General features: G+C 71.3%; 25 protein-coding genes. 10 read left to right on the forward strand and 15 right to left on the reverse strand.

Going from position 1 to position 23,315, the window contains the following annotated elements; translation table 11 throughout:
• Positions 1-49 precede the first annotated feature (49 nt).
• Together folP and purD are read right to left on the reverse strand one after the other, a co-directional pair.
• Positions 50-925 (reverse strand): dihydropteroate synthase, encoded by an 876-nt coding sequence (folP, locus tag E1269_RS15965; protein WP_131896213.1) that lies wholly within the window; start codon positions 923-925, stop codon positions 50-52.
• Positions 922-2,169: a phosphoribosylamine--glycine ligase gene (gene purD / locus E1269_RS15970; RefSeq protein ID WP_131896215.1), complete on the reverse strand. Its 1,248-nt coding sequence runs from the start codon at positions 2,167-2,169 to the stop codon at positions 922-924. Before purD ends, folP begins: the two co-directional genes overlap by 4 nt.
• Before the next feature lie 146 nt (positions 2,170-2,315).
• On the opposite strand from purD, the gene E1269_RS15975 reads away from it, so the two are divergent.
• Both E1269_RS15975 and E1269_RS15980 read left to right on the forward strand, forming a co-directional pair.
• Positions 2,316-3,089: a tyrosine-protein phosphatase gene (locus E1269_RS15975; protein ID WP_131896217.1), complete on the forward strand. Its 774-nt coding sequence runs from the start codon at positions 2,316-2,318 to the stop codon at positions 3,087-3,089.
• A complete protein-coding gene (locus tag E1269_RS15980; RefSeq protein WP_203433696.1) occupies positions 3,086-3,664 on the forward strand; it encodes a sugar O-acetyltransferase in 579 nt (192 codons plus the stop codon). The genes E1269_RS15975 and E1269_RS15980 overlap by 4 nt, the downstream gene beginning before the upstream one ends.
• Positions 3,665-3,709: 45 nt before the next feature.
• Here the strand turns inward: E1269_RS15980 and E1269_RS15985 are convergent, their stop codons facing one another.
• Complete coding sequence (locus E1269_RS15985) at positions 3,710-4,324, reverse strand: GNAT family N-acetyltransferase (RefSeq protein ID WP_131896219.1); 615 nt, start codon at positions 4,322-4,324, stop codon at positions 3,710-3,712.
• Between the two features lie 13 nt (positions 4,325-4,337).
• On the reverse strand, positions 4,338-6,500 hold the full coding sequence (locus E1269_RS15990) for an MMPL family transporter (protein ID WP_131896221.1): 2,163 nt from the start codon (positions 6,498-6,500) through the stop codon (positions 4,338-4,340).
• 108 nt (positions 6,501-6,608) lie between these two features.
• Between E1269_RS15990 and E1269_RS15995 the strand changes: the two genes are divergently transcribed.
• A complete protein-coding gene (locus E1269_RS15995) occupies positions 6,609-7,265 on the forward strand; it encodes a TetR/AcrR family transcriptional regulator (RefSeq protein ID WP_131896223.1) in 657 nt (218 codons plus the stop codon).
• A complete protein-coding gene (locus E1269_RS16000) occupies positions 7,262-7,867 on the forward strand; it encodes a GNAT family N-acetyltransferase (protein ID WP_131896225.1) in 606 nt (201 codons plus the stop codon). The genes E1269_RS15995 and E1269_RS16000 overlap by 4 nt, the downstream gene beginning before the upstream one ends.
• A 7-nt stretch (positions 7,868-7,874) precedes the next feature.
• On the opposite strand, the gene E1269_RS16005 is transcribed toward E1269_RS16000, so the two are convergent.
• From E1269_RS16005 to fbaA, 3 genes are all read right to left on the reverse strand, one after another.
• Entirely contained in the window at positions 7,875-9,161 is a 1,287-nt protein-coding gene (locus tag E1269_RS16005) for an adenylosuccinate synthase (protein ID WP_131896227.1), read from the reverse strand.
• A 78-nt stretch (positions 9,162-9,239) separates the two neighbouring features.
• Positions 9,240-9,650: a DUF3151 domain-containing protein gene (locus E1269_RS16010; RefSeq protein ID WP_203433698.1), complete on the reverse strand. Its 411-nt coding sequence runs from the start codon at positions 9,648-9,650 to the stop codon at positions 9,240-9,242.
• The gene (fbaA, locus tag E1269_RS16015) at positions 9,650-10,672 is read right to left on the reverse strand and encodes a class II fructose-bisphosphate aldolase (RefSeq protein ID WP_131896231.1); all 1,023 of its coding nucleotides are present in this window, start codon (positions 10,670-10,672) and stop codon (positions 9,650-9,652) included. The genes E1269_RS16010 and fbaA overlap by 1 nt, the downstream gene beginning before the upstream one ends.
• Positions 10,673-10,973: 301 nt before the next feature.
• Here fbaA and E1269_RS33425 point away from each other — a divergent pair, with 301 nt between their 5' ends.
• The 6 genes from E1269_RS33425 to E1269_RS16040 all read left to right on the forward strand — a co-directional run bounded on the left by E1269_RS33425 (position 10,974) and on the right by E1269_RS16040 (position 15,474).
• Positions 10,974-11,240, forward strand: a complete 267-nt coding sequence (locus E1269_RS33425) for an HPr family phosphocarrier protein (RefSeq protein ID WP_131896233.1) — start codon at positions 10,974-10,976, stop codon at positions 11,238-11,240.
• Between the two features lie 134 nt (positions 11,241-11,374).
• The gene (locus tag E1269_RS16025) at positions 11,375-12,100 is read left to right on the forward strand and encodes a FadR/GntR family transcriptional regulator (protein ID WP_131896235.1); all 726 of its coding nucleotides are present in this window, start codon (positions 11,375-11,377) and stop codon (positions 12,098-12,100) included.
• A gap of 358 nt (positions 12,101-12,458) precedes the next feature.
• Positions 12,459-13,019, forward strand: a complete 561-nt coding sequence (locus tag E1269_RS16030; protein ID WP_131896237.1) for an AMIN-like domain-containing (lipo)protein — start codon at positions 12,459-12,461, stop codon at positions 13,017-13,019.
• Between the two features lie 110 nt (positions 13,020-13,129).
• Positions 13,130-13,735: a hypothetical protein gene (locus tag E1269_RS16035; protein ID WP_131896239.1), complete on the forward strand. Its 606-nt coding sequence runs from the start codon at positions 13,130-13,132 to the stop codon at positions 13,733-13,735.
• Positions 13,736-13,775: 40 nt separating this feature from the next.
• Positions 13,776-13,925, forward strand: a complete 150-nt coding sequence (locus E1269_RS32290) for a hypothetical protein (protein WP_162606439.1) — start codon at positions 13,776-13,778, stop codon at positions 13,923-13,925.
• Positions 13,926-14,307: 382 nt separating this feature from the next.
• The gene (locus E1269_RS16040; protein WP_203433700.1) at positions 14,308-15,474 is read left to right on the forward strand and encodes a hypothetical protein; all 1,167 of its coding nucleotides are present in this window, start codon (positions 14,308-14,310) and stop codon (positions 15,472-15,474) included.
• A gap of 38 nt (positions 15,475-15,512) precedes the next feature.
• On the opposite strand, the gene E1269_RS33430 is transcribed toward E1269_RS16040, so the two are convergent.
• The 8 genes from E1269_RS33430 to E1269_RS16075 form a co-directional block, all read right to left on the reverse strand.
• Entirely contained in the window at positions 15,513-15,650 is a 138-nt protein-coding gene (locus E1269_RS33430) for a hypothetical protein (protein ID WP_239000915.1), read from the reverse strand.
• Positions 15,651-15,685: 35 nt separating this feature from the next.
• Entirely contained in the window at positions 15,686-15,967 is a 282-nt protein-coding gene (locus E1269_RS33435; RefSeq protein WP_239000916.1) for a protein kinase family protein, read from the reverse strand.
• A gap of 17 nt (positions 15,968-15,984) precedes the next feature.
• Positions 15,985-16,527 (reverse strand): ribonuclease H family protein, encoded by a 543-nt coding sequence (locus E1269_RS16050; RefSeq protein ID WP_203433704.1) that lies wholly within the window; start codon positions 16,525-16,527, stop codon positions 15,985-15,987.
• 525 nt (positions 16,528-17,052) lie between these two features.
• The gene (locus E1269_RS16055; protein ID WP_131896241.1) at positions 17,053-19,170 is read right to left on the reverse strand and encodes an alpha-galactosidase; all 2,118 of its coding nucleotides are present in this window, start codon (positions 19,168-19,170) and stop codon (positions 17,053-17,055) included.
• Positions 19,171-19,215: 45 nt separating this feature from the next.
• On the reverse strand, positions 19,216-20,148 hold the full coding sequence (locus tag E1269_RS16060) for a dihydrodipicolinate synthase family protein (RefSeq protein ID WP_131896243.1): 933 nt from the start codon (positions 20,146-20,148) through the stop codon (positions 19,216-19,218).
• A 21-nt stretch (positions 20,149-20,169) separates the two neighbouring features.
• Positions 20,170-21,054 (reverse strand): carbohydrate ABC transporter permease, encoded by an 885-nt coding sequence (locus E1269_RS16065; RefSeq protein WP_131896245.1) that lies wholly within the window; start codon positions 21,052-21,054, stop codon positions 20,170-20,172.
• Positions 21,051-22,001 (reverse strand): carbohydrate ABC transporter permease, encoded by a 951-nt coding sequence (locus E1269_RS16070; RefSeq protein ID WP_131896247.1) that lies wholly within the window; start codon positions 21,999-22,001, stop codon positions 21,051-21,053. The genes E1269_RS16065 and E1269_RS16070 overlap by 4 nt, the downstream gene beginning before the upstream one ends.
• A 5-nt stretch (positions 22,002-22,006) precedes the next feature.
• A complete protein-coding gene (locus E1269_RS16075) occupies positions 22,007-23,278 on the reverse strand; it encodes an ABC transporter substrate-binding protein (RefSeq protein ID WP_162606440.1) in 1,272 nt (423 codons plus the stop codon).
• Between the last annotated feature and the right edge of the window lie 37 nt (positions 23,279-23,315).

Below are 23,315 nucleotides of genomic sequence, written 5' to 3' on the forward strand. Positions count from 1 at the left end.
CGCAGCGCCCGGCCGGCCGCCTCCCCCTTGGTCGTGGCATTGGACACGCTCATCCGTCCTCCATGCCCAATCGGGCAGCGACCCGCACCGCGTCCAGCGTCGCGGGCACCGTGTGCACCCGGATACACCATGCGCCCTCCAGCGCCGCCAGGACGGACAGCGCGTCGGTGGCGGCGTCGCGGCCGATCGGCAGGCGGCGTTCGCCAGTCGCGGGGTCGGCGAGCAGTTCACCCAGGAAGGTCTTGCGGGACGCGGCCACCAGCACCGGGAAGTCCAGCCGCACCAGTTCGTGGAGCCGGGCCAGCAGCGTCCAGTTGTGCTCCCAGGTCTTGGAGAAGCCCAGGCCCGGGTCGAAGACGATGTGTTCGGGCCGAATCCCGGCCGCCAAGGCGGCGTCGAACCGCGGCCGCATCTCCCCGATGACGTCGGCGACCACGTCGTCGTAGTCGGTGAGCTGCTGCATCCGGTCGGAGTGTGCGCGCCAGTGCATCAGCACGACCGGCACCCCCGCGTCGGCGACGACCCGAAGCATGTCCGGGTCGGCCTGGCCGCCGGAGACGTCGTTGACCAACCGGGCGCCCGCCTCCAGTGCCTGCTCGGCGACGGAGGCGCGCATGGTGTCGACGGAGACCACGGCACCGGCTGCCGCCAGCTCGCGGATGACCGGCAGTGCCCGGCGGCGTTCCTCGTCGATCGACGGCCGCACGGCGCCGGGCCGGGTGGACTCGCCGCCGACGTCCACGATGTCGGCGCCCTGGGCGATGAGATCGAGGCCATGCCGTACGGCGTCACCGGGCTCGAACCAGAAGCCGCCGTCGGAGAAGGAGTCCGGCGTCACGTTGACCACCCCCATCACCAGCGCCCGCGGCGGCTGGGGCAGGTCGGCGACATACCGGATGGGCCGGCCCGGCCGCTGCGTGCTCATGACCGCGCCGCCGCCGCGGCGATGTCGCGCCGGTGATGGCTGCCATCGAGGCGGATCAGGTCGACTGCCTCGTAGGCACGCTGACGCGCCTCGGCGAGGTCGTCGCCGACGGCGGTGACCGACAGCACGCGCCCGCCGCTGGACACGACCGAACCCTCGGCGTCGAGCCGGGTGCCCGCGTGCAGCACGTCGACGCCCTTCACCGCGGCCGCCTCGTCCAGGCCGTGGATCCGGTCGCCGGTGCGCGGCGAGGCCGGGTAGCCGTGTGCGGCAACGACGACGGTGACCGCCGCTCCGTCGCGCCACACCGGCTCCGGGTGCTGTGCCAGCGTGCCGGTGGCGGCGGCGCGCAGCAGCCCGCCGAGACCTGAGCGCAAGCGTGCCAGCACGGCCTGGGTCTCCGGGTCGCCGAAGCGGGCGTTGAACTCCACCACCCGCACGCCGCGCGAGGTCAAGGCGAGCCCGACGTAGAGCAGGCCGGCGAACGGGATGCCGCGGCGGTGCATCTCGGCGATGGTCGGCCGGACCACGCGCTCGAGGACGTCGTCGACGAACCCCGGCGGCGTCCACGGCAGCGGCGTGTACGCGCCCATGCCGCCGGTGTTGGGGCCGGCGTCGGCGTCGTAGGCCCGCTTGAAGTCCTGCGCCGGGGTCAGCGGGGCGACGGCCAGGCCGTCGGTGACACAGAACAGCGACACCTCCGGGCCGTCGAGGTACTCCTCGACGACGACCGTGCCGCACGCCTGCGCGTGCGCCAGCGCCGCGTCGCGGTCGTCGGTGACCACGACGCCCTTGCCGGCGGCGAGCCCGTCGTCCTTCACGACGTAGGGCGGGCCGAAGCGGTCCAGCGCGTCCACGACCTCGGCCCGGGTGTCGCACACGACGGCCATCGCGGTCGGGACGCCGGCGGCGGCCATGACCTCCTTGGCGAAGGCCTTCGACCCCTCGAGCTTCGCCGCGCGGGCGGACGGGCCGAAACAGGCGATGCCGCGGGCCTTGACGGCATCGGCGACGCCGGCGACCAGCGGTACCTCCGGACCGATGACGACGAGGTCGGTGTCGAGCCGCGCCGCCAGGTCGGCCACCGCCTCGGGCCGGTCGGCGGCCACCGGGTGGACGGCTGCGTCGACGGCGATGCCGGCGTTGCCGGGCGCCGCGTGCACCTCGGACACCTCGGGGTCGCGCCGCAGAGAGCGGACGAGAGCGTGCTCTCGGGCACCGGAACCGATGACGAGTACCTTCACGTCCGCCGACCCTATCGGGCCGGCGACGCCGCCACCTACACCGTCCGTACCTGATCCGTCTCCGGCCCGCCACGGCCACTCCCGCCCATGTCCATCGGCTGGTCGCCGCGCTCGACGAGCACAGCCATGAGTTAGCGTGACAAGCGATGACTCAGCGATGGATCGACCTCGTCGGCGCGGTCAACGTCCGTGACCTCGGCGGGCTGCCCACGACGGACGGAGGTGCCACCCGGTTCGGCCGGGTGCTGCGCTCGGACAACCTCCAGGATCTGATCGACGACGACATCGAGCGGCTCACCGGCGCACTGCGCGTCCGCGACGTCCTCGACCTGCGTACCGGCGTCGAGGTGGCGTCCGAAGGCCCGGGGCCGCTGACCACCGTGCCGGACGTCACCGTCCACCACCTGTCGCTGTACCCGGAGGTCGGCGAGCGTACCGACGTCGAGGCCGAGTCCGTGCTGCCGTGGACCCGCCAGAACGGCAACACCATCCGGCAGGACACCGGCACCTACTACGTCAACTACCTGCGCCACCGGCCGGACAACGTCGTCGCCGCGCTGCGCACCATGGCCACCAGCAGCGGCGCCGCGTTGGTGCACTGCGCCGCCGGCAAGGACCGCACCGGTGTGGTCTGCGCGCTGGCGCTGTCCGTGGCTGGGGTCGAGCGCGACGCGATCATCGCCGACTACGTCCAGACCGGCGAACGCATCGAAGCCATCATCGGCCGGCTCCGGGCCACCGCCACGTACGCGGCGGACCTCGACGGCCGTCCGGTCGACAGCAACCTGCCGCGAGCGGAGTCGATGGTCACGTTCCTCGACACCGTCGACGAACGCTTCGGCGGCCCGCTGGCCTGGCTGGGCCGGCACGGCTGGACGACGTCGGACACCGACGCGCTGCGCACTCGCCTGCTCGCATGACCAACGACCGCTTCATGCTGATCCACGACCCGGGGTTCCAAGCCGGTGGCGAGCGCGTTCTGGGTGCCGAGTTCACAGCGATGAGCGAGAGGGTGTTGCGGGTCACGGAGCTGACCTCTCGTCTCAACGTCCTCCCGTTCGATGACGAGGCGGGCAAGGCGGCACTGCTCGAGCAGATCCTTGGCCGCCCGCTCCCGGCGAGGGTGACGATCTACCCGCCCTTCTATACGGATCACGGCCTTCGTCTGGACCTGGCGGAGCGTGTCTTCATCAATCAGGGCTGCACGTTCCTCGACTACGCCGGCATCCGGTTGGGCGAGGGTGTGATGGTCGGCCCGAAAGCCACGTTCATCACGATGGGCCACCCGGTGGACCCTGACGAGCGGCGACAGTTCCTCACCGGTGCGCCCATCGATGTGGCGGAGAACGTGTGGATCGGTGCCGGCGCGACGATCCTGCCTGGCGTCAGCATCGGTCGCGACTCCGTTGTCGCGGCCGGGACGATCGTGGCCGACGATGTGCCGGCGGCGAGTCTGGTAGCCGGGTCCAAGGGCACCGTGCGCCGACGGTGGTAGGACCGCACCGCGTTGACGCCGGTTCGGTGAGCGCGGTTGCGGCGATCAGGCGCGCGAGGTGAGCACGGCGGTGAGGCGGTCGCGGACATCCGGCCACTCCGCGGCCAGGATCGAGTAGTAGACCGTGTCGCGCCAGGTGCCGTCGGGGCGGCGCATATGGTGGCGCAGGACGCCCTCGCGCACCGCGCCCAGCCGCTCGATCGCCGTCCGCGAGCGCTCGTTCAGGTGATCGGTCTTCAGCGACACCCGCTCCAGGCCGAGCGTGTCGAACGCGTGCTCCAGCAGGAGCAGCTTGGCGGCGGTGTTGACCTCGGTGCGCCACCACTCCGGCCCGATCCAGGTGGCGCCGATCTCGACCCGCAGGTTCCGGGCGTCGATGTCGAGGTAGGACGTGGAGCCGACGATCCGGCCGTCGGCCTGACGGCGGATCGCCCACGGCGCCATGTCGCCCCAGCGCCCGCCCTCGACCATCGCCGACACGACGCCGTGCAAACTCTTGGCCGCCCCGATCCGCCACATGTGCATCCACCGGAAGATCTCGTCCGGGTCGGTGGCGGCGGCCATGAGATCGCCGACGTGATCAGTGCTGAGCGGTTCGAGGGTGACCCAGCGGTTCTCGAGCGGGACGGCGGAGATGGCGACGTCGTTCACGCTCGCCATGATCCCACCCGGCTCAGGCCTCGCTGAGGCTCACCCGAGCGTGCAGCCGCCGCAGCGCCCGCGGCGCGTACCAGGCGTGCCGGCCCAGCAGCCGCATCGACGCCGGCACCAGCAGCCCGCGCACCACGGTGGCGTCCAGCAGGATCGCGAGGCCACAACCCAGGCCGAACATCTGCAGGAAGCTCACCTGCCCGGTGACGAAAGCGAAGAACGACACCGCGAGCAGCGCAGCCGCGGTACTGACGATGCGCCCGGTCCGGGCCAGCCCGGCCACCGTCGCGTCGTGGATGCTCGCACCGGCCTCGACCCGCTCGCGGATGCGGCTCATCACGAACACCTCGTAGTCCATCGACAGGCCGAAGACGATGCAGAACAACAGCAGGATCATCGCGGTGTTGAGCGGCACCGGCGTGAAGCCGAGGATCGAGGAGAACGCACCGTCCTGGAAGATCATCACCAGCACCCCGAAGGTGGCACCGAGCACCAGCACGTTCGACAGCAAGGCGCGCACCGGCTGCACGACGCTGCCGGTGAACAGGAACAGGATGACGAAGGTGGTCACCGCGATCATGCCGCCGGCCAGCGGCAGCCCGGCCGCGACGGAGTCCATCGTGTCCACCAGCTCCGCGCTCGAGCCGCCCACCAGCGCTTCGGCGCCCGCCGGCGACGGCACCGCCCGGACGGTGCCGACCAGGTCGCGTGCCGTGTCCGACGCCGGGTCCGCGGCGGTGACGACGGTGAGCAGCTCATGGTCCGCCGCGGCGGCGCCGCCGCCCGGCGCGCCCTCGGTCGCACCGCCCGGAGCGACCTGGGCGCCGTCGGCGAACGTGCCGACCCGCGCGTCGACCCGCTCCACGTCCGGCAGGTCCGACAGCCGCCCCGCGTAGGCCGCCAGCTCGGCGTCGTCGACCGGGCCGGTCGTCACCACGTCCAGCGCGTTGACTTCTCCGGCCGGGAAGTCGTCGCGTAGCGCGTCGCCGACCTGGCGGCTGTCGGCGGAGGTGGGAAGCACGCGGTCGTCGGGCATCCCGAACGTGGCACCGAGTACAGGGGCGGCCAGCGCGAGCAGTACACCCACGACCGGGACGACCGCCAGCAGCGGGCGGCGCATCACGCCGGCGGCCAGCCGGCCCCAGGCGGGAGCCGCCGCGCTGCGGGCCGCCCGTGCCCACGGCACCCGGCCCGCGTCGACCCGGCGGCCCAGCACCGTCAGCAGCGCCGGCAGCACGGTCAGCACCGCGACCACGGAGATGACCACGACCCCGATGCCCGCGTAGGCGAACGAGCGAAGGAAGTACATAGGGAACACCAGCAGAGCGGCCAGCGCCGCGGCGACCGCGAGCCCGCTGAAGACGATGGTGCGCCCCGCCGTCCCCATGGTGCGCACGACGGCGGCACCGACGTCTCCGTCGCGGGCCAGCTCCTCGCGGAACCGCCCGACGACGAGCAGCGCGTAGTCGATCGCGAGCCCGAGGCCCAGCGCCGTCGTCAGGTTGATCGCGAACACCGACACGTCGGTCATCGACGCCAGCACGGCCAACTCGGCGAACGTCCCCAGGATCGCGACCGCGCCGATGGCCAGCGGCAGCAGCGCGGCCACCACGCCGCCGAACGCGAACAGCAGCAGCACGAGGATGAGCGGCACCGCGATGGCCTCGGCGACCAGCAGGTCGGCGGCGACGTGCTCGACGACATCCTCCTGCACGACGGCGCGGCCGCCGGCCGTCACCGACAGCTCGCCCTGGTCGCCGGCGTACTCCTCGACGAGAGGCGCGGCGTCGGCGTCGGGGTCGTCGAGCGTGACGAGCACCAGCGCCTGGCCGCCGTCCTCGGTCCGCAGCGAGGGCGCACCCGTGGTCCAGTACGACCGCGCGTCCCGGACCGCGGGATCGGCGGCGATCCGTTCGGTCAGGTCCGAACCAGCCGCACTGGCCGCGGTGCCGTCGACGCCCCCGGACACGGCGTCGGCGAGCAGGACCAGGTCGGCCAGCCCACCGGCCTGCTCGATGAGGTCGGCGGCGGCGACCGACTCCGCCGCGGGGTCGTTGAAGCCCTCCGACTGAAGCTGGCCGAAGGCACCGGAGCCGACGACGCCGGCACCGACGAGCAGCACGACGGCGACGGCCAGGACCGCACGAGCCCGGCGCACCACGAAGGCGGCGAGACGCTGAAGCATGATCATTCCCCACAGATGTCAGCCGGCCGGCGCCGGAATGTAGTCACGCGTTAACTTGGTGGGTGTTAACTTGCCACCCGATGTGGATGGGTGTCAACATCGGAGGCGATGGCCGAGACGACGACGCGGTCGACCTACCACCATGGCGACCTCCGCAACGCACTGGTCGCGGCCGGTTCGAGGCTGGCCGAGCAGGGCGGGCCCGACGCCGTCGGCGTCCGCGCCGCGGCACGCGAGGTGGGCGTCAGCCCCACCGCCGCGTACCGGCATTTCGAGAACGCCGAGGAGCTCCTGGTCGCCGTCAAGGACCGCGCGTTCGAGACGCTCTACGACGCCATGCGGTCGCGGCTGGAGGCCGTCCCCGACACCGGCGACCCCGGCGAGACGGCGGTGCGGCGGCTCGAGGCACTCGGCCGCGCCTACGTGAGCGTCGCGCTGGCCGAGCCCGGGGTCTTCCGGGTCGCGTTCAGCGAGAAGGGCGCCGTTCGGTTCGACCGGTCGTCGGGGCCGCTCTCGCTTGTCGCGCAGACCATGGACGACCTCGTGGCCACCGGCCGGATGCCCGCGGCGCGCCGCCCCCTGGCCGAGTTCGCCGCCTGGTCCGTGGTGCACGGCATGTCCCGGCTGGTCCTCGACGGACCGCTGTCCGAGGTGCCGCCCGAGAGCCTCGACGCCGTCGTCGACCGTGTCATGGACACGGCCTTGCGCGGCCTGACCGGCCCGGATCCGGCCGCCCCCGCCGTCCCCGGAGGAGCCGCTTCGTGATCGTCCGCCCTTACGCGCCCGGCGACGACGCGGCGCTCTACGACATCTGCCTGCGCACCGGCGACAACGGCGGCGACGCCTCGCACCTGTACGCCGACCCGCGGGTGCTCGGCGAGATCTTCGTCGGTCCGTACCTGCGGTTCGAGCCCTCGCTGGCGTTCGTGGTCGACGACGGCGCGGTGGCCGGGTACGTGCTGGGTGCGCGTGACACGACGGAGTTCTCGAAGTCCTGCGAGCGGGAGTGGTGGCCGCCGCTGCGCGAGCGGTACCCGCGCGAGGCGTTCCCCGACGGCACACCGGACGCCCGCTGCGTCGCGCTCATCCACGAGCCGCGGCGCGCCGACCCGTCCGTCGTCGACGAGTACCCGGCCCACCTGCACATCGACATGCTGCCCCGGGTCCAGGGACACGGCATGGGCCGCGCGCTCATGGAGCGGTTGCTCACCGCGCTGCACGACGCCGGCGCGCCCGGAGTGCACCTGGGCGTCGGCGCAGCCAACACCCGCGCCATCGGGTTCTACGAGCGCATGGGATTCGCCACGCTGGAGACGTCCGACCGCGGCCGGCTGATGGCCCGGCGCACCGGGGCCGCGGCAGGCTAGGCGTGCCTCAGCGCACCAGGTCGCGCACGGCCACGATCTCCTCGCGACCCGGCCCGACCCCGACCGCCGACACCGGTGCGCCGCAGAGGTCCTGTACCGCCTCGACGTAGCGGCGCGCGGCCGACGGCAGGTCGCCCATCGACCTGGCGCCGGTGATGTCGTCGTCCCAACCCTCGAAGTACTCGAAGATCGGGACGGCGTGGTGGAACTCCGTCTGCGTCATCGGCATCTCGTCGTGGCGGACGCCGTCGACCTCGTAGGCGACGCAGACCGGCACAGGGTCGTACCCGGTCAGCACGTCGAGCTTGGTGAGCACCAGGTCGGTCGTGCCGTTGATGCGGGTGGCGTACCGGCCGATGACCGCGTCGAACCAGCCGCAGCGGCGCGGGCGGCCCGTAGTGGTGCCGAACTCGCCGCCGGCCTTGCGCAACCGGTCGCCCTCGTCGCCGAAGAGCTCCGTCGGGAACGGTCCCTCGCCGACGCGCGTCGTGTAGGCCTTGAGCACGGCGATGACGCTGTCGATCCGGGTCGGCGGGACACCGGAACCGGTGCACGCCCCGCCCGCGGTCGCGTTCGACGAGGTCACGAACGGGTACGTGCCGTGGTCGACGTCGAGCAGCGTGGCCTGGCCGGCCTCCATGATGACGACGCGGCCCTCGTCCAATGCGTCGGCCAACAGCAGCGACGTGTCGGTGACCATCGGCCGCAAGCGGTCGGCGTAGCTCATCAGCTCGTCGACCACCTCGTCGACGGTGACCGCGCGCCGGTTGTACACCTTCACCAGCAGCTGGTTCTTCTGGTCCAGCGCGCCCTCGACCTTCTGGCGCAGGATCTTCTCGTCGAACAGGTCCTGAACCCGCAGCCCCACCCGGGCCATCTTGTCCGCGTAGGTGGGCCCGATGCCACGGCCCGTGGTGCCGATGCGGCGCTTGCCGAGGAAGCGCTCGGTGACCTTGTCCAGCGTCCGGTTGTACGACGGGATCAGGTGCGCGTTGGCGCTGACGACCAGCTTCGACGTGTCGACCCCGCGCGCGTCCAGCCCGTCGAGTTCGGCGAACAGCACCGCGAGGTCGATCACCACGCCGTTGCCGATGACCGGCGTGACCCCAGGCGTCAGGATGCCCGACGGCAGCAGGTGCAGCGCGTAGGTCTCGCCGTCGATGACGACGGTGTGGCCGGCGTTGTTGCCGCCGTTGAACTTCACCACGTAGTCGACCGAGCTGCCGATGAGGTCGGTGGCCTTGCCTTTGCCTTCGTCGCCCCACTGGGCGCCGACCAGGACGATCGCGGGCATTGCTGGAGCATCCCCCTTGGTTCGAGGTGTGATCGGCAGGGAGCGGCTACCCCTGCGGGGCCAGTTGCTCCCTGTCGATCACCGGAGCTTTTCGGCCGCGGTCTGGCTGGAGTCGCGCAGGAACTGCGCGCACCGGGTGGCCTCGTCGGTCTCGCCGATGGCCTCGGCCGCCCGGCCAAGCGCGTTCAGCGACCGCAGGAACCCCTGGTTGGGCTCGTGCTCCCACGGGATCGGGCCCTGGCCCTTCCAGCCGCTGCGGCGCAGCTGGTCCAAGCCGCGGTGATAGCCGGTGCGGGCGAACGCGTACGACGTCACCGCGTCGCCCGCCGCGAACGCGCGGTCGGCCAGCTCCGCCCAGGCCAGCGAGAACGCCGGATGCGCGGCGGCCACGGTGGCGGGGTCGACGCCCGACGCCAGCGCCTCGCGCGCCTCGGGGTCGTCGGGCAGGAACGTCTCCGGCGGACCGCCGAGCAGGTTCTCTCCGGTCATCAGCGCAGCTTCTGACCGGCCGAGCGCAGCTGCTGCGAAGCCTCGACGACGCGGGCGGACAGCCCGGCCTCGGCCAGCTTGCCCCAGGCGCGCGGGTCGTAGGCCTTCTTGTTGCCGACCTCGCCGTCGACCTTGAGCACGCCGGCGTAGTTGGTGAACATGTGGTCCACGACCGGGCGGGTGAACGCGTACTGCGTGTCGGTGTCGATGTTCATCTTGACGACGCCGTAGTCGACCGCCGCCGAGATCTCCTCGGCGGTGGAGCCGGAGCCGCCGTGGAACACCAGGTCGAACGGCTTCTCCTTGCCGTAGCGCTCGCCGACGGACTGCTGGATGTCGCGCAGGATCTCCGGGCGCAGCTTGACGTTGCCCGGCTTGTAGACGCCGTGCACGTTGCCGAAGGTCAGCGCCGTCAGGTAGCGGCCGCGCTCACCGGTGCCCAGCGCCTCGGCGGTGGCCAGGCCGTCCTCGACCGTGGTGTAGAGCTTGTCGTTGATCTCGTGAGCGACGCCGTCCTCCTCGCCGCCGACGACGCCGACCTCGATCTCGAGGATGGTCGTCGCCTCCGCAGACAGCGCCAGGAGTTCCTCGGCGACCTTGAGGTTTTGGTCCAGCGGCACCGCCGAGCCGTCCCACATGTGCGAGCCGAACAGCGGCGCCTGGCCGGCCTTGACCCGCTCGGTGGAGGCGGCCAGCAGCGGCTTCACCCAGTGCTCGACGGCGTCGAGCGGCGCGTGGTCGGTGTGCAGTGCGATCTGCACGTCGTAGCTCTTCGCGACCTCGTGCGCGAACGCGGCGAACGCGATGGCGCCGCGGACGCGGTTCTTGACCGTCGGGCCGGAGATGTACTCGGCACCCCCGGTGGAGATCTGGACGATCCCGTCACTCTCGGCGTCGGCGAAGCCGCGGATGGCGGCGTTCAGGGTCTGCGACGACGTCACGTTGATGGCGGGGTACGCGAACGAGCCGGCCTTGGCCCGGTCGATCATCTCGGCGTAGACCTCGGGGGTGGCGATGGGCATAGACGCTCCGTTCCGGTCGGACGGCAGGTGCCCGGCCGTCCGGTCTCACTGCCCCACGGCGACGGGGGGCTCGCATGTCAGGCCCAGTATTCACCGTAACGCCCCGGTAACGCGAAAGCGGCCCGTCGGCCCGTCGGTGCAACTCCCACAACCCCCTCGTGTTGATCATGGAGTAGGTCAGCCTCCGGGAGAGCGGGAAGCTGACCTACTCCGTGATCGACACGGCGAGGGGGACTGGGCGGTGGCTGGCCCCGATAGGCTTGAGATCCCGGACCACCCCGACCTCACCAGAGGAGACGCCGTGCCAGAGCGCACCGCAGTCGTCGCGAGCAAGGCGGGCCTGCACGCCCGGCCCGCCGCCGTCTTCGTCAAGGCCGCGGCGGAGCAGCCGACGAAGGTGACCATCCGCAAGCCGGACGGTGACCCCGTCGACGCTGCCAGCATCTTGTCGATCATGACGCTCGGCGTGGAGCAGGGCGACGAGGTCGTCTTGTCCGCCGACGGGGACAAAGCCGACCAAGCACTCGACGCGCTCGTCAGCCTGCTCGAACGCGACCTTGACGAGTAGCCTGGTCTTTCCGCGCCGACGCTGCAGGTGGCTCGTCCGCCTGCAGCGTCGCTGTTTCCGCAGGTGGTTCCTTGTGCCATCGGACATTACTCGGTTATCCTACAAATCATTGCCAGTGCTAGGAGGAGTTTCACGTGGCTCAGGGGGAACAGCTGAGACAGTTGACAGCGTTGCCGCGACCGCCGAGCCTGCACGAGTCCGTCCAGACGGCGCTGCGGGACTACATCCTATCCAACGGCTTGCGAGCCGGTGACGGCCTGCCCGCCGAAGGGGCGCTGGCGCAACAGCTCGGCGTCAGCCGCAACTCCGTCCGCGAGGCGGTGAAGGGTCTCGTGTCGCTGGGCATCCTCGAGACCCGCCGGGGCAGCGGGGTGTTCGTCAAGGACTTCTCGCTGTCACTGCTCATCGACAACCTTCCGTTCAACCTGCTGTTCGACTTCAGCGAGCTCGCCGACCTGCTCGAGGTGCGCCGGGCGGTCGAGAACGACCTCGTCGCCCGGGCCGTGGCCAACCTGAGCGACCAGACCAAGGCCGAGCTCGCGCAGATCCTCAGCGAGATGAAGACCAAGTCCGACCGGGGCGAGGACGTCCTGGCCGAGGACCGCCGCTTCCACCGCACCCTGTTCGCCGACGCCGGCAACGCCGTCGCGCTGAAGCTCCTCGACGCGTTCTGGCTGACCATGAGCCACGCGGTCGCCCAGCGCGCCGAGATCGCCGACGACCGCCCTACCGACACCTACCGTCAGCACTACGCCATCTACCAGGCAGCGATGGACGGCGACGTCGACGGCGTCCACGACGCGCTGTCCGAGCACTACGCACCCATCCTGAGCCGGCTGGACCGCACCGGACCGCTCTAGCGTCCCGGCCCCGCCGCCGGCCGGCGGCGCCCGGCACGCCGACGGTTCCGGCGTACAGCGCATCAAGCCGTCGCGGTTCTCCTCCGACACGTCCGGAGGCTCGCTGTTTCGGCGGTCCTGACCCGCTCGAGCTCTTCACAACGCGTGGCGGCGGGACCGGGATCGTTAGCGTCGCGTCCCGTCCCGCGCGAGAAGCCGAGTTCAACGATCCGCGGCTGGAACCGCGACCCCGTCGGGCACCCGGACGGCGAGTTCCTCGTCGTCGCGTCCGGTTGACCCCAGATCGATGTCAACCCGACCGCCCCGTCGAGCGTCATACCGGCATATCTCGCATTTGACGCCCGAAGGGGTGATCGTCATGAAGCGTACATTCGTGATCCTGTCCGGGTTGCTGGCGCTGATCGTGGGGATGATGGCGGTGCCGGGCCTGGCAGCCACCGCCGCCGGGAAGGCCGGCCCGTCCTGCGGCCTGGTCTGGGGCTCGCTGCCCGAACAGGCCCGCGCCACCGACACCGCCGCGCTGGTCGGCGTCCGGGCCGGCCGCCATCCCTGCTTCGACCGCCTCGTGCTGGACTTCGCCGGCGACGCCGACGGGTATGCCGTGCGGTACGTGCCGGCCGTGACGATGGACGGCTCCGGGCAGCCGGTGGCGCTGCGAGGCGGCGCATACCTCGAGGTGGTCGCCGTCGCACCCGCCCACGACGCACGGGGCGCGGCCACCTACCGCCCGGCGAACCGGCGCGAGCTGGTCGCGGTCTCCGGGTGGCAGACGTTCCGGCAGGCTTCCTGGGCCGGCAGCTTCGAGGGCCGGACGACCATCGGCCTCGGGGTCCGCGCCCGGCTCCCGTTCCGGGGGTTCACGCTCGACGGCCCGGGCTCGGGCTCGCGGCTGGTGATCGACGTCGCCCACCGGTGGTGACAGTGTGTCCGCGGCCCCGGCTTCGGAACCGGGGCCGCTCGGCGGCACGCCTCGCCGGACACCGTGTTAGCCTGCGGCGTCCGTCTCCGACCCCGGGAATCCACGCCATCATGCAGCCGATCCTCCGCCGCGTCGCGGCACCCGCCGCCATCGCACTCGCCGTCGTCCTCGGGGCCTGCGGCAGCGACGACAGCCCGTCCGCCGACGACGACACCACCTCCGCCCCGTCGGCGAGCGAGACCGTCGCCACGGACCCGACGGACTCCGCGACGGCGACTGCGCCCGAGACCCCGGAGGCGACGGCCCCCGAGACCCCCGCGCCAACGCCGGCCGACACCTCCGCCCCCTCGGGGACCGGCGCCGCCCCCGACACCACCGAGGGCGCGATCGCTCGGTTCGAGGAGTTCCTGCACGCCCTCGGCAACAAGGACGTCGCGACGATGTGCGAGATCGCCGGCCCGGCCGCGGCGATCGCCGAGGCGGAGGGTTTCGGCCCCTGCGAGTCGACGTTCGCGATAGTCGTGGAGATGCCCTCGCCCGAGCAGTCGACGGCGCTGCAGACGGCCACCGTCGACCCCAATCTGGTCGACGACAGCACCGCCGGCCAGGTCATCATCCCGGTGGAAGCGATCGTCGCCGATGCCACCCTCGACGAGGAAGAGCTCGGCGACACCACGTTGGCCTACCAGGACGGCAACTGGTTCATCGTCGACTAGCTGCTGATCACGCCGCGGCGGACCGGGTCATGATGACGATGTGAAGCCTTCGATCTCGGTACCGGAGCACCCGCAGCGCCCCGACGCCTCGTCGGTGACGACACAGATCGACCGCAGCCTGGCTATCGCCGGCAAGGACGAGTCCTCTCGCGCGGCAGCCGAGGCAGGACGGCGTCGGCTCGCCGAGTAGGACGAGAGCAACGTCGCCGACCCAGAAATGTCCGACCTCACCGGTACTCTGCGCTCGGCACGGGGTGACGACATTCCTGGGGGATCCGATGACCGAAGAGACCTGGCATGAAGCACGGCTGATACCGACGTCGGGCATCAACGGAGCAGAAGAGCAGGAGCGTCGGGCCACGTCTGCCCTGCTGGCCGTCATGACCGCGGTTCGTGAGTTCGGCCGCGCGCTCACGAAGCCGTTCGGGGCACCTACGGGGAACGTGGAGACCTTTATCGAGGTCCCGTTCGTCCTCGGCGAGAAGAAGCTCTTCCCGGACGGGCTCGTCAGAGTCAGCCGCGGCCAGCGCACCTGGACCGCCCTCGTCGAGGTCAAGACCGGCAGCAACGAGTTGGTCGCCGAGCAGCTCGAGAACTATCTCGACATCGCCCGGGATCACGGTTTCGACGCCGTCCTCACGATCTCCAACGAGATTCCCGCCGTCGCCGGGCAACATCCGACGAAGGTCGACCGGCGCAAGCTCCGCAAAGTCGCGCTCCAGCACCTCTCGTGGACCAACGTCCTCACCGAGGCGGTGATGCAGAAGGAGTTCCGTGGAGTGGCCGACCCGGATCAGGCCTGGATCCTCGGCGAGCTCATCCGCTATCTGGAGCATCCACGCTCGGGTGCTCTGGAGTTCGACGACATGGGTGAAAGCTGGGTCGCCACCCGCAACGCGGTAGCGGCGGGAACCCTCCGGCCGACCGACAAAGGCGTCAGCGAGGTCACCAACCGCTTCGATGCCCTGCTGAGATTCGCAAGCCTGCGACTGGGTCGGCAGTTGGGCACCGAGGTTACCCCGGTCCTGTCCCGCAAGGAGCTCGCCGACCCGTCGCTGCGGACACAAGCCCTCCTCGGCAGCCTGGTCGAACACGGCACCTTGACCGGCGCGATCCGTATTCCGGATACCGTCGGAGAGCTCGTCCTCACCGCTGATCTGCATGCAAGCCGCATCACCTGCCATGTCGACATCGACGCTCCTCGCGAAGGCCGCCCGACGACACGGGTGAACTGGCTGGTCCGGCAGTTGAAGAACGCGCCCGACGATCTCCGTGTCGAAGCCTTCGTCGCACACGGCCGCGGCGTCGGCGCCGCGGAACTGCTGGTCGCGGTGCGTGAGAACCCGAGCGTGCTCGTCGCGGACCCGGCCAAGGAGTTGCGGTCGTTCCGGGTGGCGAAGAGCAGTCCCATGGGCCTCAAACGTGGCCGCGGCCGAGGCACGTTCATCGACGCCGTGCTCGGCGCTGTCGACGCGTTCTACGGCGAGGTCATGCAGCACCTGAAGGCTTGGTCCGCCGCGCCACCACGATTGCGACCCGAGCCCGAGCCAGGCGACCATCGCCCACACGTTCCCGCCGCTCTCGTGTCGACGGCGCTGTCTTCTCAGGACGGCGCGCAGACGCAGCCGTCCAACGGCGATGGGCCGACCGACGACGGAAGCTCCGAGAGCGCCGACGCCGCCGGCATCGGGAACGCCGCCGCGTCCGAGCCGATCATTCTTCCGGAAGCGTCTCCGTAGTCGCGGCCTGCCCGACCGGGCCACCGAGTCGCCTCTGGTCAGGTGTACCGGATCGCGATGATGGCGGCCAGGATGTCGTCGAGGCGCTGCTGGTCCCGCGCGACGGTCGTCATGACGGTGGCGTCGTCCGCAACCGTCGACAGCGGCCGGCCGGCATCAAGCCGTTCCAGCAGCATGGCGCCGGTGTCGGCGTCGTGGTCCAGCAGCCGGACTATGCCGTCGCCGGCCAGGTGCGCAGGCCGAGGACGGTACCGGCGTTGTTGTCGCTGACCGGCTGCAGCTTCAGCACGGCACGGGTGCCGTCCGGGCGGATCACCGGCACGACGATCGAGGCCATGCCGTTGCCGGACGGCCCGTCCGGCCGCAGCTCCCACCGCTCCAGCGTTTCGGCGATCAGCCGCGGCAGCCCGGCCAGCCAGGCCCGCCCGGCGTCGTCGCGTCCGTACGACGCGACCAGGGCATCGGGAACGTCGGCGGGGATCGGCGCGCTCACCACGGCGGCCGCGGGCCCTACGACTGGGCCAGCTTGGCGGCGACAGCCAACTCGTCGACGAGGTCGTTCATCGGGTGGCCGGAGTGACCCTTGACCCAGTGGAAGACGATGTCGCCCCGGTCATCGATCAGGTCGATCAAGGGCTCCCACAGGTCGCGGTTGGCCACCGGCGTGCGCGCCGACGTGACCCAGCCCCGCGCCCGCCAGTTGCGCCACCATCCGTCGCGGAAGCAGTTGACCACGTAGGCGGAGTCGCTGACGACGACCAGCGGCCCGGACAGCGCCCGTACCGCCTCGAGTGCCGCCCGGATCTCCATGCGCTGGTTGGTGGTGCTGCGCTCGGACCCGGCGGCGAACCGGTCGCGGTCGACCGCCCAGGCCCACCCTCCGGGCCCGGGCGTCCCGGAGCAGGCGCCGTCGGTGAACACCTCGACGGCACCGTCGGGAACCGGCATCGCCGGCTTCCGAGGTCGGCGACCGCGGGTTGCCTTCGCGACAGGCACCGCGGACACCAGCGCCGGCTGCGAGGCGCTCGACGAACCGGCGGACTTCGCGGGCACGGGCATCCACTCCCTTCGAACGGAACGACGAACGAACCCTACCCGCCGGCGATCACCGGCCGGCGAGGTGACGGCGCAGGTACACGCCGGTGTGGGTGGTGCCGTCCTGGACCAGCTGGGCCGGTGTGCCTTCGAACACCACCTGCCCGCCGTCGTGGCCGGCCTCGGGACCGAGGTCGATGATCCAGTCGGCCGCGGCGACGACGTCGAGGTTGTGCTCGATGACTGGCCCGGCACGTGCGCCGGATGCGGCGCATCTACGCGCGACGGCACCACCTCCTGGTCGAAGCGCTACGGCAGTGGTTCACCGGCCTGCTCCGACCGGTACTGTCACTGGTCGGGCTACATGTGGCGGCGGTCCTGGAACCTGCCGCGGGCGACAGCGACACCGAGACAGTCGCCCGGGCCCGCGCGGCCGGCGTGGAGACGCTCGCGCTGTCGCCGAGCTGCGCGACGCCTCCAGCGACGCGTGACACGGGGGCCGGCTCCGTCCGGCACCAACCCCTGCCGCGTGAGCCCGCGCCGTCAGAGCGCGGTCAGCTCCAGCGTCAGCACCTCGCCCGTTCCGAGCAGCGGCGCCTGGAGGCCGACCGTCGACAGCACCCGGCCGGGCAGTTCGATGCCGCCGTCGGCCAGCCACCGCGGCGGGACGCCGAAGCGCGACACCGAGTTCGACAGCGCCGGCAGCGCCACCACCCGGTACCTCACGCCGGGGTCCAGGCCCGGAAGCCGCAGCCGGGGCGGGATGTCGGTGCGCAGCGTCGCGAGCGTGACGTAACTGAACACGGCATGGCCGTCGCCGACGACCCCGTGCAGCAGCCGCTCCGGATGGGTGTCCTCGGCTCGGACCGTGCGGCCGGTGTGCAGCAGCGGGCGCAGCCGCTTGTACTCGGCGGCCCACCGCGTCAGCGTCGCCACCTCGGCGTCGTCGCACTCGGTGATGTCCCACTCGATGCCGGCGTGGCCGAACAGCGCGGTCGCGCAGCGCAGCTCGAGGCTGGTGACGCGGCCGGTGACGTGGGTGGCGGCCGGGCCGACGTGGGCGCCGACCAGCTCCGGCGGTAGCAGCTGCTTGGTCCACCGCTGGATCGCCTGCCGGTCGATCGGATCGTTGGTGTCCGAGGCCCACACCCGGTCGGTGTGCTGGATGACGCCGAGATCCACCCTGGCACCGCCGGACGAGCAGGACTCGATCTCCAGGCCGGGGTGCCGGGACCGCAGCTCGTCGAGGAGCCGGTACACCGCGAGGGTCTGCTCGTGCACGCCGGCGTGGCCGTCGTGCACGGCCTCGAGCAGGTCGCGGTTGTGGTCCCACTTGAGGTAGGCGATGTCGTACTCGCTGACCAGGTCGTCCAGTCGCTTCAGCAGGTACGCGTAGGCGTCGGGGTCGGCGACGTCGACGACGTGCTGGTGGCGCCACTCGCGCGGGGTGCGCTCGGGCAGGTGGAGCAGCCACTCCGGGTGCTCCTGCGCCAGCCGAGATCGCGAATTGGCCATCTCCGGCTCGACCCACAGCCCGAACTGCATGCCCAGCGACCGGACGTGGTCGACCAGCGGGTGCAGGCCCTGCGGCCACACGTCCGGGTCGACGTACCAATCGCCCAGCCCGGCGTGGTCGTCGCGGCGGCCGAGGAACCAGCCGTCGTCGACGACGAACCGCTCGACGCCGACGGCGGCGGCGACATCGGCGAGCCGCTTCATCTTGTCGACGTCGTGGTCGAAATACACGGCCTCCCACGTGTTGAGGACCAGGGGCCGTGGCGTCGACGGGTGCTGCGGCCGGGCGCGCAGGTGGCTGTGCAGCCGCTGCGCGAGGCCGTCCAGGCCGTCGTCGGCGTAGCCGAAGTACACCACCGGCGTCGCGTAGGACTCCCCCGGCGCCAGCTCGACCTCGCCGCCAGCCAGCAGCTCGCCGGCGCCCAGCGTCGACCATCCCTCGGCCATCCGCTCGGCGTCGTGGACGGTCCAGCCGCTCCAGCCCGCGTGCACCGACCAGACCTCGCCGGCGCCGTACCCGAAGCCGGCCGATCCGGCGATGAGTAGGCCGGTGCTGGAGTGCCCGGTGCGGCCGCGGCGGCTCTCGAAGGACCTGATGCCGTGGACGAACGCCTCCCGTTGCGGCGCCTTCTCCAGACTCCAGCGGCCGGTGAAGTGCATCAGCTCCAGGGCGTGGTCCGGCAGCGGGAGGACGGCACGCACGCCACCGACCGACCAGGGGGTGTCACCGGCGTTGGTCAGCGTGTGCCGCACCAGCAGCACGCCGGACGGGTCCAGGTCCAGCTCGCTGACCACCGACACCTCGGCCGCATCGTCACGCGAGCGGACCCGGACCGAGGCGTCGTCGACGGCGACGTCGAAGGGCACCAGCCGCGGATGGGACCAGGCACGCCCGCGGCTGCCCGCGACACCCGGGCGGCCGACCCAGCCGTCGACCTGCGCCGGCAGCAGCGTCGGCGCGGCCGGCTCGGTCGGCGCGCCACCCCGCCGGGTGGGCAGTGCGGCGCTGCGCAGCGCGGTGCGCGCGTCGTCGTCGAGTCCGTCGAGTGCGGCGCCCCAGTGCAGCACCCGCGGCAGTCCTGGCGTCGCCAGGTCGAGCACCAGGCTCACCCCGGCGCGCGTCAACACCACCATGCGGTCGTCCATGCGGTCTCCGTCGAGAAGGCTGGGCGGTCGGTCCCGCACAGCCTGTCAGACCGCGTCGCCGTCCTCCGTCTCGGGTGCCACCGCGCGCAGCGCCGTCACCAGGTGGTCCACGGCGGCCTGCGCGTCCTCGCTCAGCCGCCCCCACGGCACCCGAGCCGGACCGGCGTCGGGACCGAACCGGTTGATCAGCTCCTTGACGACGACGATCGAGCCCCAGCGGTCGGCGACGGCGACGATGTCGCGGAACGGTCGGTGCAGCGCCAGCGCCCGCTCGACGTCGCCGGCCAGGATGGCCGCGCGGACCTCGCGGGCCACCGGCGCCAGCACGTTGTACAGGCTGCCGATGGCGCCGGTAGCGCCGAAGGCCACCCCGGCCGGCAGCAGCTCGTCGCGGCCGAAGTAGACCCGGACGTTCTCGGACACCTCCCGGGTCCGGACGAACTCCAGCAGGTCGCCGTCGGTGAACTTGACCGCGGTGAGGCTCGGGATGCGAGCGGACGCCTCGGCGACGACGGCGGACGGCGCCGCGCGCAGCCCCGTCATCGACGGGATGTGGTAGTAGCACAGCGGCACGTCCGGTGCCGCCGCGGCTATCTCGGCCAGGTAGTCGACGATCGCACCGACCGACGGCGGCTCGCCGTAGAACGGCGCCACTGCGGCGATCAGGTCCACTCCGGCGTCCGCGGCATGCCGTGCCAGCCGGCGCGCGTCGACGACGCTGAGGTCGCCGACGTGCGCACCGACCAGCAGGTCATCGGCGCGCTCCTTGGCCCACGCGGTGATGAGCTCGGCTCGCTCGTCCACCGTCAGGGCCATGGACTCACCGGTGGTGCCGCCGACGAACGCCCCGTCGATGCCGAGCCGCCGCAGATGCCGGGCCTGGGCGGGGACGACCTCGGCGGCGAGCGTCTGGTCTGGCCGGAACGGGGTGGGGGTCGCCGCCCAGAGCTCGAACTCGTCCGCGGTGTCTGTGGTCATCCAGGGCTCCTCGTCGATGGATCAGCTCTTGCTGGCGCCGGCGGTCAGGCCGCCGACGATGTAGCGCTGCAGGAAGACGAAGACGACGATGATCGGCAGCGCGACGACGACGGAGGCCGCCATCAAGTCGTTCCACCGCGTCCCGAAGGAGTTCGTCAGCCCTGCCAGCACGACCGTGATGGGCTGCATCGACTCGTCGGAGGCCAGCGCGAGGCCGAACACGAACTCGCCCCACGCCCCCAGGAAGCTGATGACGGCGACGGTGATCAGACCGGGCACCGACACCGGCAGCGCGATGCGCAGGAACGCCGACCACGTCGTGCAGCCGTCGACCTTGGCCGCGTCGATCACCTCGCCCGGCACCGACAGGAAATACGGCCGCAGCACGGTGACCGCCAGCGGGATGGCCAGCGAGCTGGTGGCAAGGATCAGCCCGGTGTAGGTGTTCACCAGGTCCACCCGGCTGAAGATGACGAACATCGGCAGCGCGATGTTGACGGCCGGGATCATCTGCACGATCAGGAACAACAGCATCAGCAGCGGCACGAACCGGATCTTGAGCCGGGCCAGGCCATAGGCCGCCGGCACCGCGACCACGAGCGTCAGCAGGGTGGTGCCGACGCCGATGATCGTGCTGTTGATCAGGCCCTGGCCGATTCCGGGATGGTTGGCGACGGTGTCGGTGTAGGACGCGACGCTGATCGGCGTCGGGAACAGGTGTGGCGGTGTGGCGAAGATCTCCGAGGGCCGCTTCAGCGACGTCGCCAGCATCCAGTACACCGGCAGCAGGTAGGCGACGGTGATCAGCAGCCCGCCCGCGCTCAGCCACCAGCGCCGCCGGGGGCCGGCCGAGGCGCGCGCCGTCGGAGTGATGGCCGACGGGGTCGAGGTCACGGTGGCCGTCATGCCGTCTCCTCCTTGCGCAGGTAGCGGAAGTAGAGGACCGACAGGCCCAGCGGCACCACCAGCATCAGCGTCGTCGCGACCGCGCCGGTGTCGAACCGGAAGAACTCGAACGCCTCGTTGTAGGCGTAGATCGGCAGGACCATGGTCGCCTCGCCCGGCCCGCCCCGGGTCATCAGGAACACGGTGTCGAAGGTCTTGAACGTGTAAATGAAGCAGAGCAGCAGCGCGGTCAGGTTCACCGGCCGCATCAACGGCATGGTCACGCTGACGAACCGCCGCCAGGCGCCGGCACCGTCGATCGTGGCCGCCTCGTAGAGCGTGTCGGGGATGCCCTGCAGGCCGGCCAGCAAGAGGATCATGATGAACGGAGTGAACGACCAGGCTGTGGCGAACACCACCGCGAACAGCGCGGGCACCGGCCGGGCCAGCCAGAAGATGTCGCCGTCGACGAGCCCGGCCGCGTCCAGCAGCGTGTTGAGCAGCCCGTAGCTGCCGTCGAGCATCCACCGCCACACGTTCGCGCTGACCACCGTCGGCAGGATCCACGCGAGCAGCAGCAGCGAGCGCATCACGTTGCGCCCCGGGAAGCGTTGGTTGAAATAGACCGCCAGCGCCATCCCCAGCGCGAACGCGAACGCCACCGCCAACCCGGTGTACAGCAGCGAGGTGACCAGCGCGTGCCAGAACTCGTCCCGGCCGAGCTGGTCGGCGTAGTTCTCCCAGCCGACCCACTCGGCGTCGCCGGCCACGATCTGGGCCACGCCGACGTCGCGGAAGCTGAGGTCGATGTTGAAGATCAGCGGGTACAGCACGGTCGCGACGACGAAGACGACCGCGGGAACCACGAACAGGTAGCCGGTCCAGCGGCCGGGGGCACGACCGCGCAGGCCACCGCGGCCGCTCCGGGGAGGAGCGACCGCGGCGTCCCGGGTTTCCGTCTGGGTCACGGCAGTCACTCGACGTTCGCCAGCGCCTCGTCGATCTTCGCCTGGGCGTCGGCGAGGGCGTCCTCCGGGCTCGCCGCACCGCTGACCGCGGCCTGCATGGCGCTCTGGATATGGGTGAAGACCTCCGACGACGCGGCCGCGAGCGTTCCTTCCGGGGCCCAGGCGTGCTGCAGCTGCTCGGCGAAGACGGCCCGGATCGGGTCGTCGCCGGTGTCGACGTCGTCGCGAGCGGCCAGCTTGTTGCGCTCGGGCAGGTACTCCGCGAGCACGTCCGGCTCCTGCATCCAGGTGATGATGTCCCACGCCGCGTCGGCGTTCTCGCTGGTGGCCGAGATCGTGAGGTTCTCAGCACTCAGGAAGGTCGAGGCCTCGGCGTCCGAGGGCAGCAGCGCGACGTTCCACTGCAGCTCCGGGTACTCCTCGGCCAACACGCTGACATAGGTGGCAGAGTTGATCATCATCGCCGCCTGACCGTTGGCGAACTGGTTCTTCGCGTCCTCCTCGGTCCAAGTGAGCACACCGTTGGATACCGCACCGGCGGCGATCATGTCCGAGAACTGCGTCAGTGCCGCCACGCCTTCGGGCGAGTCGATGTCGGAGGGATCGGCGCCCGCGGCGAGCATCCGGATGATCAGCGCCGTCGCACCTTCATCACCTTCGATGCCGCTGAACGCCAGGCCGTACCGGTCGCCGGTGGCCAGTTGGGTGGCGACATCCTGCATCTCCGCCCAGGTGGTGGGCGGCTCGAGTCCCGCCTCGGCGAACATGGCCTCGTTGTAGTAGACGGCGTACGCGTCGGCGACGTGCGGGATGCCGTAGGTGGAGCCGTCGCCCTGCGTGGTGTTCCAGCTCGTCTCGAAGTAGGCGTCCTGCTCACCCCAATCCTCGACCCGGTCGGAGAGGTCCTGGATGACGCCGGCCTCGGCCATCGACTGCGTGGTGAAGGCGTTGATCAGGGCGATGTCCGGCAGGTCGCCGCCGGCCGCGGCCTGCAGCAGCGTCCGGGCGAAGTCGGCGTACGGGATGTGCCGTGGTTCGATGGTGACGCCCTCGTGCTCCTCCTCGTACCGGTCGAGCAGGTTCTGGAGGGCCGCACCGGTGGGGGTGTCGGGCGTGTTGTAGAAATGCCACAGCGAGACGGTGGTGCTGCCGCCGTCCCCGCTGGTCTCGTCGTCGGAGTCGCCGCTTCCACACGCGGCCAGCACGGCCGCGGTGACGAGCACCGCCGCTACGCGTGCCGTCCATGCTGCTCCGGCCCGCCCGCCTGTTCTACGCATGACACCTCCCTGTGTCGCGAATCCCCCATCTCGCCTG

Origin of the sequence: Jiangella asiatica, from assembly GCF_004349065.1 — a bacterium.
Lineage (GTDB): Bacteria > Actinomycetota > Actinomycetes > Jiangellales > Jiangellaceae > Jiangella > Jiangella asiatica.